This window comes from Luteibacter sp. HAY1-4A (assembly GCF_056755355.1).
The window spans coordinates 1-14,377 of record NZ_JBNDHZ010000045.1 but is presented as its reverse complement, the minus strand read 5'-3'; the positions used below and the strand labels follow the sequence as shown (position 1 = coordinate 14,377).

At 66.2% G+C, this 14,377-nt stretch carries 10 protein-coding genes; 6 read left to right on the top strand and 4 right to left on the bottom strand.

What is annotated here, in order from left to right; genetic code table 11:
- The first annotated feature begins 80 nt into the window (after positions 1 to 80).
- Together ACPYOD_RS14815 and ACPYOD_RS14810 are read left to right on the top strand one after the other, a co-directional pair.
- Positions 81 to 1,727, top strand: a complete 1,647-nt coding sequence (locus ACPYOD_RS14815) for a sensor histidine kinase (protein WP_481302483.1) — start codon at positions 81 to 83, stop codon at positions 1,725 to 1,727.
- Between the two features lie 70 nt (positions 1,728 to 1,797).
- Positions 1,798 to 3,198, top strand: a complete 1,401-nt coding sequence (locus ACPYOD_RS14810; RefSeq protein ID WP_481302482.1) for a sigma-54-dependent transcriptional regulator — start codon at positions 1,798 to 1,800, stop codon at positions 3,196 to 3,198.
- Positions 3,199 to 3,234: 36 nt separating this feature from the next.
- Here the strand turns inward: ACPYOD_RS14810 and ACPYOD_RS14805 are convergent, their stop codons facing one another.
- The 4 genes from ACPYOD_RS14805 to ACPYOD_RS14790 all read right to left on the bottom strand — a co-directional run bounded on the left by ACPYOD_RS14805 (position 3,235) and on the right by ACPYOD_RS14790 (position 9,580).
- Positions 3,235 to 4,800, bottom strand: coding sequence for a response regulator (locus ACPYOD_RS14805; RefSeq protein ID WP_481302481.1), 1,566 nt, complete (start codon positions 4,798 to 4,800; stop codon positions 3,235 to 3,237).
- A 16-nt stretch (positions 4,801 to 4,816) separates the two neighbouring features.
- The gene (locus tag ACPYOD_RS14800) at positions 4,817 to 5,263 is read right to left on the bottom strand and encodes a response regulator (RefSeq protein WP_481302480.1); all 447 of its coding nucleotides are present in this window, start codon (positions 5,261 to 5,263) and stop codon (positions 4,817 to 4,819) included.
- Entirely contained in the window at positions 5,260 to 7,056 is a 1,797-nt protein-coding gene (locus ACPYOD_RS14795) for a sensor histidine kinase (protein WP_481302479.1), read from the bottom strand. Before ACPYOD_RS14795 ends, ACPYOD_RS14800 begins: the two co-directional genes overlap by 4 nt.
- 172 nt (positions 7,057 to 7,228) lie before the next feature.
- Positions 7,229 to 9,580, bottom strand: a complete 2,352-nt coding sequence (locus ACPYOD_RS14790) for a GH92 family glycosyl hydrolase (RefSeq protein ID WP_481302478.1) — start codon at positions 9,578 to 9,580, stop codon at positions 7,229 to 7,231.
- A gap of 166 nt (positions 9,581 to 9,746) precedes the next feature.
- On the opposite strand from ACPYOD_RS14790, the gene ACPYOD_RS14785 reads away from it, so the two are divergent.
- From ACPYOD_RS14785 to ACPYOD_RS14770, 4 genes are all read left to right on the top strand, one after another.
- Positions 9,747 to 10,796, top strand: a complete 1,050-nt coding sequence (locus ACPYOD_RS14785; protein WP_481302477.1) for a LacI family DNA-binding transcriptional regulator — start codon at positions 9,747 to 9,749, stop codon at positions 10,794 to 10,796.
- Between the two features lie 113 nt (positions 10,797 to 10,909).
- Complete coding sequence (gene fucP / locus ACPYOD_RS14780; protein ID WP_481302495.1) at positions 10,910 to 12,139, top strand: L-fucose:H+ symporter permease; 1,230 nt, start codon at positions 10,910 to 10,912, stop codon at positions 12,137 to 12,139.
- Between the two features lie 75 nt (positions 12,140 to 12,214).
- Positions 12,215 to 13,195, top strand: a complete 981-nt coding sequence (locus tag ACPYOD_RS14775) for a carbohydrate kinase family protein (protein ID WP_481302476.1) — start codon at positions 12,215 to 12,217, stop codon at positions 13,193 to 13,195.
- On the top strand, positions 13,192 to 14,377 hold a 1,186-nt coding region (locus ACPYOD_RS14770; protein WP_481302475.1), incomplete at its 3' end, for an AGE family epimerase/isomerase. The genes ACPYOD_RS14775 and ACPYOD_RS14770, both read left to right, overlap by 4 nt.

Genomic DNA, 14,377 nt, shown 5'->3' with positions numbered 1-14,377 from the left:
CGGCTTGCCGCACCGGCCGGGGCCCCTATACTGGGAGCTCATCCAGGGCCCCGGGGGGCCCGCGGCGGAGAAGCATCCAGGTGTCCACGCCCGCGTCGAACATCGCCGCCCGAGCCAGCGCGAAGCAGTCCACGTCGCGCCACGAACTCTTCTTTTTCAACTACTTCCGGCTGGGCCAGGCCGCCGTCTACACCGCGCTGGCGTTCCGTCCGGAGCACATGAACTGGCCGGCCCTGCCCGAGCCGGTGATCGCCCGGGTGTTCGCCCTCGCCTACCTGCTGGCCGCCCTGGTGATGGTCGCCCGCACCCGGCAGAGCCTGCACCGGCCGGTGCTCATCGTGTCGATCGGCCTGACCCTCGACGTGGCCGCGGCCCTGCTGGCCCTCGTGCTGATGCATGACGTGCGGATGGGTGTGGCCATGATGCTGGCCGTGAACATCGCCACCGGCGCCCTCCTGCTGCCTTTCCGGCTGTCGATGTTCTTCGCCGCGCTGGCCACGCTGGGCATGCTGGGTCATTCGGTGTTCGATTTCACCACCACCACCGATCCCACCGACCGCGAGTTCGCCGAATACGGCCTGTTCGGCGCGGCTTATTTCGCCTGCGCCTCCCTGTGCTACGTGCTTGGCCGCAACATCCGCGCTTCCGAGGCCCTGGCCGAGCAGCGTGGCATCGACCTGGCGAACCTGTCGCAGGTGAACGAGCTGATCATCCGGCGCATGAAGACCGGCGTGTTGCTCGTGGACGAAGGCAACCGCATCCATCAGCTCAACGAATCGGCATGGATGCTGATGGGCAACCCTTCCGCGGACCAGCGCGACCTGGGCAGCCTGGCGCCCGAGCTGTCGCGGCGCCTCTACCACTGGCGGACGTCGGGCAAGCTGGACGAGAGCGCCACCATGCTGGCCGACGGCACCCCGGAAGTGGTGCCGCGCTTCACGCGCCTCGCACCCAACGACGACTCCCACGTGCTGATCTTCCTCGACGACACCTCGCTGGTGTCGCGCCGGGCGGAAGAGCTGACGCTGAGTTCGCTGGGCAGGCTGTCCGCCTCCATCGCCCACGAAATTCGCAATCCGCTCGCGGCAATCCACTATTCGGCGCAGCTGCTGGCCGAATCCACGGACATGAACGACACCGACCTGCGCATGGTGGAGATCATCAACAACCACTGTTCGCGGCTCAACGAGATCATCGAGAACATCCTCCAGCTATCCCGCCGCGAACGTTCGCGCCCGGAAACCCTGGACCTGGGCCAGTGGGTGCACCACTTCGTGACCGAGTACCGCCAGGGCAACGACCTGGGCTCGGACATCCTGCGCGCCGTGTCCGGCAGCGACCCGGTAGCCGCGGTCGCCGATCCCCAGCACCTGCAGCAGGTCATCTGGAACCTCGTGCAGAACGCCCTGCGTTACGGCCGCCTGCCCGGCGAACCCGCGCGCGTCATGCTGGTGGCCAGGCATTCGGAAGCCGGCATCCCTATCCTCGAGGTCATCGACCGCGGCCCCGGCATCCCGCCGAAGGTGGCCGCGCAGATCTTCGAGCCCTTCTTCACCACCCACGAATACGGCACGGGCCTGGGCCTCTACCTCGCCCGGCAGATGGCGGAAGCCAACCAGGCCGCCCTCGAATATGTCCGCGTGGCGGGCGGCGGCAGCTGCTTCCGCATCAGCCTCACCCCGCCCGCGCGCACCGCTGCCGCGGCCCCCGTTGCGGTGCGCGCGTGAATACCGCCCCTTCTGAGATCATGATGATTGCGATAACTTGTGTGATCACTAACCGAACGTTTCGGACCCAATGAGCAAGCAGACGGTACTGGTCATCGACGACGAGCGGGACATCCGTGAGTTGCTGACCATCACTCTCGGTCGAATGGAACTCGACGTCGACGCCGTGGGGAGCGTCAGCGAGGCGCGGAGCGCACTGGCCTCGCGGCGCTACGACCTGTGCTTCACCGACATGCGGCTGCCCGACGGCAGTGGCCAGGAGATCATCGAACTCATCGCCGCCCAATACCCCGACATGCCGGTGGCCATGATCACGGCGTATGGCAATGTCGACGCGGCAGTGAACGCCTTGAAAGCCGGCGCCTTCGACTTCGTGTCGAAACCGGTGGACATCCATCTGCTCCGCCGCCTCGTCCGCACGGCGCTGCGCCTCTCCGAGGAACGCAAGGCCGAAGCCGGCAGCAAGTCTGCCCCCGGAGCGGATCGCCTCATCGGCGATTCCCCCGCCATGACCGAAGTGCGCGGCAAGATCGCCAAGCTCGCCCGCAACCAGGCACCGGTGTATATCGCCGGCGAGTCCGGCGTGGGCAAGGAACTGGTCGCACGCCTCATCCACGAAATGGGCCCCCGCTCCGCCGGCGCCTTCGTGCCGGTGAACTGCGGCGCCATTCCCTCCGAGCTGATGGAAAGCGAATTCTTCGGCCACCGCAAGGGTAGCTTCACGGGTGCGCACGCCGACAAGGAAGGCCTGTTCCAGGCCGCGCAGGGTGGCACGCTGTTCCTCGACGAAGTGGCCGAACTGCCCCTGCACATGCAGGTGAAGCTGCTGCGTGCCATCCAGGAAAAAGCGGTGCGCCCGATCGGCGGCCGCGACGAGATCCCGGTGGACGTGCGCATCCTCTCCGCCACGCACAAGAACCTCGCCGCCCTCGTCGAACAAGGCCTGTTCCGGCAGGACCTGTTCTATCGCATCAACGTGATCGAACTGCGCGTGCCGCCCCTGCGCGAGCGCCGCGGCGACGTGCCCCGCCTGGCCGACTTCATCCTGCGCCAGCTCGCCATCGAATCGGGTGGCGCACCGGGCAAGCTCAAACCCGAGGCCCTGGCTGCGCTGGAGGCCTACCAGTTCCCGGGTAACGTGCGCGAACTGGAGAACATCCTCGAGCGTGCCATGGCCATGTGCGAAGGCGACACGATCGAGGCCGACGACCTCATGCTGCCGCAGCGCAGCGCGATGCCCTCGGCCGTGGCCGCGACGGAAGCGGTACTGGCCGCGGCGGCAGCGCAACCGGCGGCACGCGCCGCGCCCGCCGCGGACGGCTCACTCGAGGATTACATCTCGAACATCGAGCGCGACACGATCATCAAGGCACTGGAAGAATCGCGTTACAACAAGACGGCGACGGCGAAGAAGCTGGGGATCACGTTCCGGGCGTTGCGATATAAGTTGAAGAAGCTGGGGATCGACTGAAGCGACGCGCAAACGTCGCCCCGCTCTTCCGGAGCCTCAACGCTTCCGCTCACCCGCATCCAACGCCTCGCGCACCTTCCGCAGCAGGCCGCGCGATTGCACCGGTTTCTCGATCACGTACAGGTGATCCAGCTGCGGCAGCTCATCGAGGTTCGGCGGCGCATCCGGTCGCGCCAGGAGCAGCACCGCGCCGGTGTAGCCATGCTCGAGCAGCGCGGCCAGGGTGCGGACGCCGGTGAAGAGGTTCATGTCGGCATCCATCACCACCAGGTCGGGTACGCCGTGCGCCTCGATCCATTGCAGCGCGGCGGTACCGCTCTGGCTTGCGCCGGCCTGGTAGCCGTAGGTGTCCAGCGTGTCCACCAGCAGCGATAGTTGTACCGCTTCCTCGACTACCACGAGTACGCGCTCGGCTTCGCCCTGCAGGCTCGCGTCGAGCACCTGCGTGTCCATGTGGTCGGCATCTTCCGCGCTGAGCGGCAGGTAGAGATGGAACTCCGTGCCCTCGCCCACCTGGCTGCGCACCCGCATGAGGCCACCGTGGCTCGCGACGATGCGCTTGCACGACAGCAATCCGAGTCCGGTGCCCGCCGCCTTGGTGGTGAAGAACGGCTCGAACAACCGCGTCAGCACCTCCGGCGACATACCCTCGCCCGTATCCTTCACCGACAGGCGCATGTAGCGGCCGGGCGAAGGCTGCTCCACCTCGGTGAAGAAGTCCTCGGGCAGGCTGACGAGGTCGGTTTCGATGATGAGGTCGCCACCGTCGGGCATGGCCTGGATGGCATTGAGGCAAAGGTTGAGCAGGCATTGCTGCAGCTCGGTGTGGTTGCCTTCGAAGGCCACGTCCGGATCGAACACGTCCACGCGCATCTTCACCGTGCGCGGCACGCTTCCCTGCAACAGCAGCTTCAGCGCATCGAGCAAAGCGCCCAGCTTCACCTGCTCCGCACGACGCGCGCCGCGGGCGAACGAGAGCATCGACGACACCATCTCCAGGCCGCGCCGTCCGCAGTCGCGCACCAGCGCGCCCAGGCGCGCCAGTCGAGGATCGTCGGCGTAGTCCTCCAGCGTGTCGCCGGCGAGCAGCAACGGCTGCAGGAGGTTGCGCAGGTCGTGGCTCAGGCCGCCGGCGAGCAGCGCGAGGCTTTCGAAGCGCTGGGCGCGGATAAGCTCCTGCTCGGCGCGCATGCGCGCCCGCTGCTCTTCGGCCTCGCGCAGTGCACGCCGCACCGCGCTGGCGAGGCGGGCCGTGTTGTGTTTCAGGATGTAATCGGTAGCGCCGTTGCGCAGCGCCTCGATGGCCGCTTCCTCGCCGATCGTGGCGGAGATGAAGATGAAGGGGATGTCCGAGGATCGCTCGCGCAGTATCTGCAGCGCTCGCTCGCCACTGAACACAGGCAGGCTGAGGTCGGACAGCACGATGTCGGGGCGGAACTCGTCGAGCCCGGTGACATACGCCGCCTCGTCGTCCACCAGGCGCACCTCGAACTCGAGGCCGTCCTGCTCGAGTTCGCCCTGGACGAGTTCCGCGTCCAGTTCACTGTCCTCCACCTGGAGGATCCTTACCTTCTCGACCTGTTGTCCGCCCATGTCTGTCATACGTTCTACCCGCGCCTCAGTCGCCTTCCGGACGCTGGTTGAGCACGGCCCAGAAGTGGCCCAGCGTCTGCACCGCGGTGAAGAACTGCTGCACGTCCACGGGCTTCAGCACGTAGGCGTTCACGCCCAGGTCCCAGCTGCGGGCCAGGTCGCTTTCTTCCCGCGACGACGACAGGATGACCACCGGCAGGCGCTTCCAGCGTTCCTCGGTGCGCAGCTGCTTCAGCACCTCGAGACCGTCCATGCGGGGCATCTTGATGTCGAGCAGGATGACCGCCGGATCGTCTTCCGACCGGCCGGCGTAGGCTCCGCGACGATACAACCAGTCGAGGCAATCCACCCCGTCCTCCAGGTGAACGATGGGGTTGGCGAGCTTGGCCTCGCGCAGGGCGTCGATGGCCATCTCGGCATCGGCCATGGAGTCTTCGACGAGGAGGATCGTGCGCAGGTCGCGCTTGTTCATGTGTCACCCGTGCTGGCGCCGGAGAGGTCCGAGGCCGGTAAGGAAAAATGGAAAGTGGCGCCGACACCGGTTTCGCCTTCGGCCCAGGTACGCCCTCCATGGCGCGCGATGATGCGTCTTACGTTGGCGAGACCAATGCCGTTCCCCGGGAATTCCGATGCGCGGTGCAAGCGCTGGAACACACCGAACAGCTTGCCCGCGTACTTCATGTCGAAACCGGCGCCGTTGTCCCGCACGCTGAATTCGTAGTCGCCCACCGGCAGTCGGTTCACGGCGACTTCAATGGTAGCTACCTCGCGGTTGCCCGTGTACTTCACCGCGTTGCCCAGCAGGTTCTGCCAGACCGTGCGCAGCATGTTCTCGTCGCCGATCACGATGGGCATCGGTGCGATCTTCCACTCGATATGGCGATCCCGCGCGTCCGTTTCCACGAGCGCGCGCGCTTCGTCCACCAGCGACTGCATGTCCACCGGCTGCAGCCGCAACGCACCGCGCCCGAGGCGCGAGAACACGAGCAGGTCGTCGATCAGCTGCGCCATGCGGCGCGACGAGCTGCTGATCACGTCGATGAAATGGCGTACGCGGTCGTCAGCCTTGTCGCCGAGTTGCGCTTCCAGCTTGCCGGCGAAACCGGAGATGTGCCGCAGGGGGGCGCGCAGGTCGTGCGACACCGAGTAACTGAAGGCTTCCAACTCGCGGTTCACGTCCGAAATCTGCTCCACCTTGCCTTCCAGCTGGCGGTTCAGCTCGCTCACCTTCTGCTCGACCAGGGCTCGCGCGGTGATGTCGCTCACCGTCAACAGCAACGCGGGGTCGGCGCTGTCCGGCTGTTCGATGCGCCGTGCGTTGATGACCACGAAGCGGTCGATGCCATCGACGGTGCGCTGGGTCAGCTCGTAGTCCCAAAGCTCGCGGTCGCGCATGATCACGTCGGCCAGGCGTTGCAGCAGCGCCGTGTCCGTCCACGCGCCGTCGCCGATCTGGTCAAGCGGCAGCTTCTGGTCGCGCTCGGGATCGAATCCGTAGAGCTCCGCGAATGCGGTGTTCACCAGCAAGGTGCGCAGCTGCCGGTCGAGCATGGCGATGGGCTCGCGCACCGCCTGCACGATCAGCTGCGACCGCGTGACGGCACTGGCGACCCGCATTTCGGCAGCGAGGCGGATAGCGATCTGCCGCTCCGAAACCACGACCACGATGGCCAGGAGAGCTATCTGGGCGAGCGCCGCGACCAGCAGCACCAGCCGGTTGTTGGCCGCCAGCTTGCTGGCCTCGGCCCGGCGCTTGCCGAGCAGGCGCGATTCCTCCGCCAGTACCGCTTCGATCTCCGTGCGGAGAGGAAAGAGCTGCCGGGCATCTTCCATGGAAGCGAGCGCCCCTGCCCGATCGCCCGCCTGCAAGCGTTGCAACGCCTGCTCGGTGAGCGCCATGCGTCCGCTGGCGAAGGTCTCGAGCGCACCCAGCCGGGCCAGCTGTTCGGGGTTGTCGCGGGTCATTTCGCGCAAGCTGGCAAGGATGCCGGGTACGACCTTCCGCGGCGCGCGGGCCCTTTCCTCCAGTGCCGCGCTAGCCGGCGCGCCGGCCAACCGCGCGTAGATGGCAGCCTCGCTGCCGCGCAGGGTCTCGGCAAGCTCGTAGACGCTGGCCTTCACCTCGGAGGTGTGGGCAACCCAGTCGCGGGAATTCAGCGCATCCTCGGAACTCGACCGCGTGACGATGTACGGCAGCGCGACGATCACGAGTACGGCCGCGAGCAGGCCCACGAGGCGCCAGCGCAGTCCGATACGTTCGATCATGCCTTCGTCATCCCCACGACGACTCCTGCCGGTTAACCACGTCATTGTAAACGAGGACGGGCACGCCCCTCCTCCCCCGCGAGGCGAGAGAGGAAGGCGTACCCGTCCAGATGGAGGCGTGCTTAATGCCGAAAAGGTGGTGAATTCCCCGTGACGGGGAATGTGGAAACCCTTAGTGCTGCGCGTCGTCGCTCATCGAATACGGCTGGGCGCCAGCTCCGGTGCCCCAGTCCTTCGCCGGTGTGTCCTGCATCGAGAAGTGCAGCTCGCCGCCGGCCACGATCTCCTCGTGGCGGATGTACGTGCGATCGAGCGCCTTGCCGTTGAGCGTGACCTTGCCCACGTACGGATGCTTCGCGTCCAGATGGTCGGCGGACACCGTGAACTTCTTGCCGCCGGCGAGGTTGAGCGTGGCCTTCTCCACGAAGGGACGGCCGATCACGTACTGGTTGCTGCCCGGCGCCACGGGATAGAAGCCCAGCGAGGTGAAGATGTACCACGCCGACATCTGGCCGAGGTCGTCGTTACCCACCAGGCCCGTCGGTGTCGGGGAATACTGCGTCTGCATGATCTTCACCAGGCGCTCCTGGGTCTTCCAGGGCTGGCCGGCATAGTCGTACATGTACGCCACCTGGTGGCTGGGCTCGTTGCCGTGCGCGTACCAGCCGATCAGGCCGGTGATGTCTTCGACGTGGGCGAACGACTTCGGGTCCACCTTGGCGTCGAACACCGAGTCGAGCTTCTTCACGAAGGCGTCTTTTCCGCCAAGCGCTTCCATCAAGCCGGCAACGTCCTGCGGCACGTACCAGGAGTACTGCCAGGCATTGCCTTCGGTGTAATCGCTGCCATAGCCGGCCGACGACGGGTCGAACGGTTCGCGGTAGTTACCGTCGCTCTTGCGGGCGCGGAGGAAGCCGGTCTTCGTGTCGAAGCTGTTCTTCCAGTTGCCGGCGCGCTTCATGAAGGTGGCGGCGACATCGTCCTTGCCCATGGCCTTGGCCATCTGCGCCAGCGACCAGTCGTCGAAGGCGTATTCGACCGTCTTGGACGCCGCTTCCGGCTGGCGGTCGATCGGCACGTAGCCGAGCTTCATGTAATCGTCGATGCCGCCATAAGGCCCGTAGGTGGCACTGGCCACCATGGCGTCGAGCGCGGCCTTGGTGTCGTAGCCGCGGATGCCCTTCATATAGGCATCGGCGATCACGGGCACCGCGTGGTAGCCGATCATGCACCAGGTCTCCATGCCCTGGTATGCCCACACCGGCAGGATGCCGAAGGGGCTGGCCTGCTGCGCGGCGATGAGCGAACTGACGAAGTCGTTGCTCTTCGCGGGTTGGAGCAGGGTCATCAGGGGTTGCTGGGCGCGATAGACGTCCCACAGCGACCAGGTGGAATAGAAGTCGAAGCCCTTGGCCGTATGCACCTGGTTGTCGGGACCGCGGTATTCGCCGTTGACGTCCATCGACAGGCCCGGCGCGATCATGGCGTGGTAGAGCGCCGTATAGAACGTCTTGCGGGTCTGCGCGGGCGCCTGCACGTCCACCGTGGACAGGGCTTTTTCCCATGCCTGGCGGGCCTCGGCGCGGCGGGCGTCGAAATCGAATCCGGCGCCGTCCTTGTCCAGGTTGGCCACCGCGTTGTCTTCGCTCACCGACGACACGGCCACCTTGACGATGAGCGGCTTGCCCAGGTCGCCGAAATCGAACACGCCCTCGAGGGCCCGGCCGTTGATGGCGTCCGCATCCTCGGCGCGGTTGCCCGGACCGGAGAAGCCCCTGTAGGGCACGTCCTTCTCGCGATTCTTCAGGCTGCGCGAGGCCAGCGGCTGGTTGAAACGCATGGCGAAGTACAGCTGGCGGCCGGGAGCCCAACCGCGGGTGGTGCGGCCACCGGTCACCGTGCCGTCGGCCCGGACGCGCAGCGACGACCACAGCACCTTGCCGTCGTAGTCGTAGATGCTGGGGCGCAAATCGAGCAGCAGATGGGCGGGCTTGCCCTTCGGGAAGGTGTAACGGTGCCAGCCCACCCGGGCGCCGGCGGTCAGTTCGGCCCGGACGCCATAGTCGGCCAGCGTGACCGCGTAGTACCCTGCCTCGGCTTTCTCGCTCTTGTGGTCGAATCGCGAGCGATAACCGCTACCGGGCTGGTCGGGGGAACCGGGATCCAGCTTCACATCGCCGGCGATGGGCATGACGAGCACGTCGCCCAGGTCGGAATGGCCGCTGCCGGAGAAGTGCGTATGGGAGAAGCCCAGGATGCTCGAATCGCCGTACTGGTAGCCGGCGGCCCACTTGTATGCGTGCTTGAAGTCCGGCATGGCCGTGTCCGGCGACAGCTGGATCATGCCGAACGGCACCGTCGCGCCGGGGAAGGTATGCCCGTCGCCGCCCGTGCCGATCATGGGGTCCACGGCCGCGAACGCGCCCTCGCCCTTGCCGCTGGAAGCCGCGGCGGCCAGGGCCGGCAGGGCGAGGGACAGGGCGGCGGCCAGCAGGCAACGGCTCAGGCGGGTGGTTTTCGACATCGATGGCTCCCCTTGGGTAGGCAAATCTCGAGTCCCGATCATTTGGATCGTGACAAACGCGTCGAACGTAGCAAAGATAGCGCTGTTGCGCATGTTGCAGTGCGTGATGCATCCCCAAGCCCCCCGCGCGATGATCGCCGGGTTTAGATCGTTTGAAGGAGTTCCGATGTCGAGGAATACCCCGCAGCGCCGCAAGGTGACGCTCGCCGATATCGCACAGGGCTGCGACGTCTCCCGGGCCACCGTCTCGCTGGTCCTGCGCGGCAGCCCGCTGGTGAACTCCGTCACCCGGGCCCGGGTGGAGGCCGAACTCAAGCGCCAGGGCTACGTATACAACCGTGCGGCCGCCAACCTGCGCCGGCGCACGTCCTCCAGCATCGGCCTGGTCATCAACGACCTGGGCAACCCGTTCTTCGCCGAATTCGCCGCGGGGGCCGACGAAGCCCTGGCCAGCGCCGGGTACGTCACCCTGCTGGGCAACACCGGCGAATCGCCGATCCGCCAGCAGGCCGTCCTGAACTCGCTGATCGAACACGGCCCGGCAGGCATCATCCTTTCCCCCGCCGAGGGCAGCGAGGGCGATCAGGTCCTGGCCGCGGTCGGCATGCACACGCCGCTGCTCGTGTTCAACCGCGAGCTGCCCGACGACGATGGCGCCCATCGCTGGGACACGCTCGAGATGGACAACGAGCACGGTGCCCGTCTTGCTACGGAACATCTCATCAGTCTTGGCCACCAGCGCATCGCCTTCTTCGGTGGCCACCGCGATTCCAGCTCGGTGGAACAACGCCGCCGGGGTTATGCGGGAGCGATGCGCGATGCCGGCCTGAAAGTCGATCCAGCCTGGCTTATCGAGAGTGCACCGACGCGTCTCGAAGCGGCCCGCCAGACGGGCGCGCTGTTCGCGCGCGACCCCGCACCCACGGCGGCGGTTTGCTACAACGACGCCGTCGCGCTGGGCCTTATGCTTGGCCTGACCAAGCGGGGCCGACGTCCGGGCGAGGATTTCGCCCTGACCGGCTTCGATGACGTGGCCGAAGCGTCGGTGTGCGTGCCGCCCCTCACCACCATCGCGGTCGATCCGCGTGGGCTGGGGCGGCGCAGCGCCGAACTCATCCTCGACAGACTTGGCAAACCCGAGACGGAGGCTGCCTATACGATCGCGCCGGTACGGCTCGTCGTACGCGAAAGCAGCTGCCCGCCGTCCTCCCCCTGAACCCAATAATGGAGCGCCCCATGGCCACCGGATATACGCCATCGCCCAACTCGCCGTCCGCAGCAACACCGGGCGACAGCCGCTACACCTATTTCCCCCTCGCGCTCGGCGTGATGACCACGATCTTCTTCATGTGGGGCTTCCTGACCTGCCTGAACGACATCCTCATCCCGCACTTGAAGGCCGTGTTCGAACTGAACTACGCCCAGGCGCTGCTGATCCAGTTCACGTTCTTCGGCGCGTACTTCATCATGTCGCTGCCGGCCGGCAAGCTCGTCGCCGCGCTGGGTTATAAGAAGGGCATCGTCGCCGGCCTCATCATCGCCGGCATCGGTGCCGCGCTGTTCTGGCCTGCCGCCGGCATGCGCGTCTATGCGTTCTTCCTCGGTGCGCTCTTCATCCTCGCCACCGGCATCACCGTCCTGCAGGTGGCCGCCAATGCCTACGTGGCGCTGCTCGGCCCCGAGAAGACGAGTTCCAGCCGCCTCACGCTCGCCCAGGCGCTGAACTCCTTCGGCACCTTCCTCGCGCCGTTCTTCGGCGGTTTCCTCATCCTCTCCAGCGAGGTGAAGAGCAGCGCCGACATCGCGAAGATGAGCGCCGCGGAGCAGATCACCTACCGTGCGCATGAAGCCGGCACGGTGCAGGGCCCGTACCTCGGCCTGGCCATCGTGCTTATCCTGCTGGCCATCGGCGTGTACCTGTTCAACCTGCCTGCCCTCGAGGAAACCACCGAGAAGGCCGACGACAGCAAGCACTCGCTGATGGACGCGCTGAAGACGCCGCACGTGTTCTTCGGCGTGCTGGCCATCTTCTTCTACGTCGGCGGCGAAGTGGCCATCGGCAGCTTCATGATCAACTACCTGGAACTGCCCGAGATCGGCAACATGTCGGGCGCGGTGGCTGCCAGCCACGTGGCGTTCTACTGGGGTGGCGCGATGGTCGGCCGCTTCATCGGTTCGGCGCTGCTCGCGAAGTTCTCGCCCCGCCTGCTGCTGGCGGTGTTCGCCGTCATCAACGGCGTGCTGGTCATCACCACGATGTCCACCACGGGCATGGTGGCCGTCTACAGCATCGTCGCCATCGGTCTTTTCAACTCGATCATGTTCCCGACGATCTTCTCGCTCGGCATCGAACGCATGGGCCCGCTCACGGGCAAGGCGTCGAGCCTGCTCATCATGGCCATCGTCGGTGGCGCGTTGATCCCCTGGATCCAGGGTGTCATCGCCGACCAGATCGGCCTGCAGCACGCCTTCTTCATCCCGCTGATCTGCTACGCGTACATCGTGTTCTACGGTCTCAGCGGTTCGAAGGTGCGCAGCGTGCCGGTCGCTTCGCGCTGATCTCTCTCACCCGACGGCCGGCCCTCGCGCCGGCCGTCGCTTTTTCCCATCCCCGCCCCAAGGACAGGCCGTAGCATGTCTTCAATCCTCTGCTTCGGCGAGGCGCTGATCGATTTCCACGCACAGCCCCAGGGCGGCGCCGGTCAGCCTCCCGCCTTCGTTCCCTTTGCCGGCGGTGCGCCGGCCAATGTCGCCGTGGCCGCGGCACGCCTGGGCGGCAACGCCCGCTTCGCCGGCATGCTCGCACGCGACATGTTCGGCGATTTCCTGCTCAAGAGCCTCACCGAACTCGGGGTCGGCACGGAAGACATCGCGCGTACCGACGAGGCACGCACCGCGCTCGCTTTCGTCGCGCATGACGAAAAAGGCGACCGCAGTTTCAGTTTCTATCGTCCGCCCGCCGCCGACCTGCTGTTCCGTCCGGAGCACTTCCGTCCCGGCGCGTTCGACGGCCTGGCCGTTTTCCATGTCTGTTCCAACTCGCTGACCGAGGCCGCGATCGCCGCGACCACGGTCGAGGGCATGCGCCGGGCGCGTGCCTCCGGTGCGCTCGTCAGCTTCGACATGAACCTGCGTCCCGCCCTGTGGCCCAAGGACGAGGCGCCCTTGCCGCGCCTGTGGGAAACGCTGAACGAAGCCGACGTGATCAAGCTGAGCGCGGAAGAGTTCGCCTTCATCCACGCCGGCGCGGGCTCCGACGACGCGGTTCTCGAGCGGCTGTGGCGCGGCAAGGCCCGCCTGCTGCTGGTCACCGATGGTCCGGAACCCATGCGCTGGTTCACCCGCAGCGCGCGCGGCACGCTGAAGGGTTACAGCGTCGACGCCGTCGATACCACCGCGGCGGGTGACGCCTTCGTGGGCGGCCTGCTCGCACGCCTGGCCGCGGAAGAAGTCACGCCGGAGCGGTTCGACGCGCTTGTCGCCGACGAAGCCCGCCTCGTGGGCCTCATCCGCTTCGCAGCGGCCGCCGGCGCGATCACCGCGACGCGCAAGGGCTCGTTCACCGCCATTCCCGACCAGGCCGAAGTGAAGGCCTTCATGGAGAAGCACGCATGACGACCGTCCCCCTCCCCGATTTCCACTCCGTCGATGTGCTGCGCGACCATGTCGCGAAGACGATGGCGTTCTACAAGCCGAACGAGGTCGATCCCGCCGGCGGTTTCTTCCATTACTTCAAGGACGACGGCACGGTGTACGACCGCAGCCATCGCCACCTCGTTTCCAGCACGCGTTTCGTGTTCAACCACGCCATGGCCTACCTCGAGTTCAAGAAGCCCGAGGACAAGGACCTGGCCATGCACGGCCTGAAGTACCTGCGCGACGTGCATCGCAATCCCGAGACCGGCGGTTACGCCTGGACCATCGCCGACGGCAAGCGCGACGACCAGATGAACCACTGCTACGGCCTGGCATTCATGCTGCTGGCGTATTCGTGTGGCGTGAAGGTCGGCTTCGACGAGGCGCGCGGCTGGCAGGACGAGATCTGGAACCTGCTCGAACAGCGCTACTGGGAGCCGGCGCACGGCCTGTACCGGGACGAGGCCGACAAGGACTGGAACTTCACCGGCTACCGCGGCCAGAACGCGAACATGCACATGACCGAGGCGATGATCGCCGCGTGGGAAGCCACGAAGGACGACCGCTACCTCGATCGCGCCATGCTCCTTGCGAACAACATGACCCAGCGCCAGGCAGGCCTGACGCCGCAGAAGCTCATCTGGGAGCACTACCACGAGGACTGGTCGATCGACTGGGAATACAACCTCGACAATCCCAAGCACCTGTTCCGTCCGTGGGGCTTCCAGCCCGGTCACCAGACCGAATGGGCCAAGCTGCTGATGATGCTGGAGCGCTACACGAAGGGCACGCCGCGTCATAAGGCCTGGCTGGTTCCCACGGCGAAGCATCTTTTCGACGAAGCGCTCGACAAGGCCTGGGACAAGGAATACGGCGGCATCGCCTATGGCTTCGCCCCGGAGGGCGAGGTGTGCGACGACGACAAGTACTTCTGGGTGCAAGCCGAATCGCTCGCCGCCGCGCAGCTGTTGTTCGAGACCACCGGCGAGAAGGCATACGACGAGTGGTACGAGAAGATCTGGGCGTACAGCTGGCAGCACCTCGTCGACCATAAGTACGGCGCGTGGTACCGCATCCTGAAGCGGAACAACGAGAAGTACGACGACGAGAAGAGCCCGGCCGGCAAGACGGATTACCACACCATGGGCGCATGCTACGAGG

Bases quoted from the DNA above. Each gene is read 5' to 3' on its own strand.
- ACPYOD_RS14810 (WP_481302482.1), top strand. From the start codon at position 1,798: ATGAGCAAGCAGACGGTACTGGTCATCGACGACGAGCGGGACATCCGT.
- ACPYOD_RS14805 (WP_481302481.1), bottom strand. From the start codon at position 4,800: ATGACAGACATGGGCGGACAACAGGTCGAGAAGGTAAGGATCCTCCAG.
- ACPYOD_RS14800 (WP_481302480.1), bottom strand. From the start codon at position 5,263: ATGAACAAGCGCGACCTGCGCACGATCCTCCTCGTCGAAGACTCCATG.
- ACPYOD_RS14795 (WP_481302479.1), bottom strand. From the start codon at position 7,056: ATGATCGAACGTATCGGACTGCGCTGGCGCCTCGTGGGCCTGCTCGCG.
- ACPYOD_RS14790 (WP_481302478.1), bottom strand. From the start codon at position 9,580: ATGTCGAAAACCACCCGCCTGAGCCGTTGCCTGCTGGCCGCCGCCCTG.
- ACPYOD_RS14785 (WP_481302477.1), top strand. From the start codon at position 9,747: ATGTCGAGGAATACCCCGCAGCGCCGCAAGGTGACGCTCGCCGATATC.
- fucP (WP_481302495.1), top strand. From the start codon at position 10,910: ATGACCACGATCTTCTTCATGTGGGGCTTCCTGACCTGCCTGAACGAC.
- ACPYOD_RS14775 (WP_481302476.1), top strand. From the start codon at position 12,215: ATGTCTTCAATCCTCTGCTTCGGCGAGGCGCTGATCGATTTCCACGCA.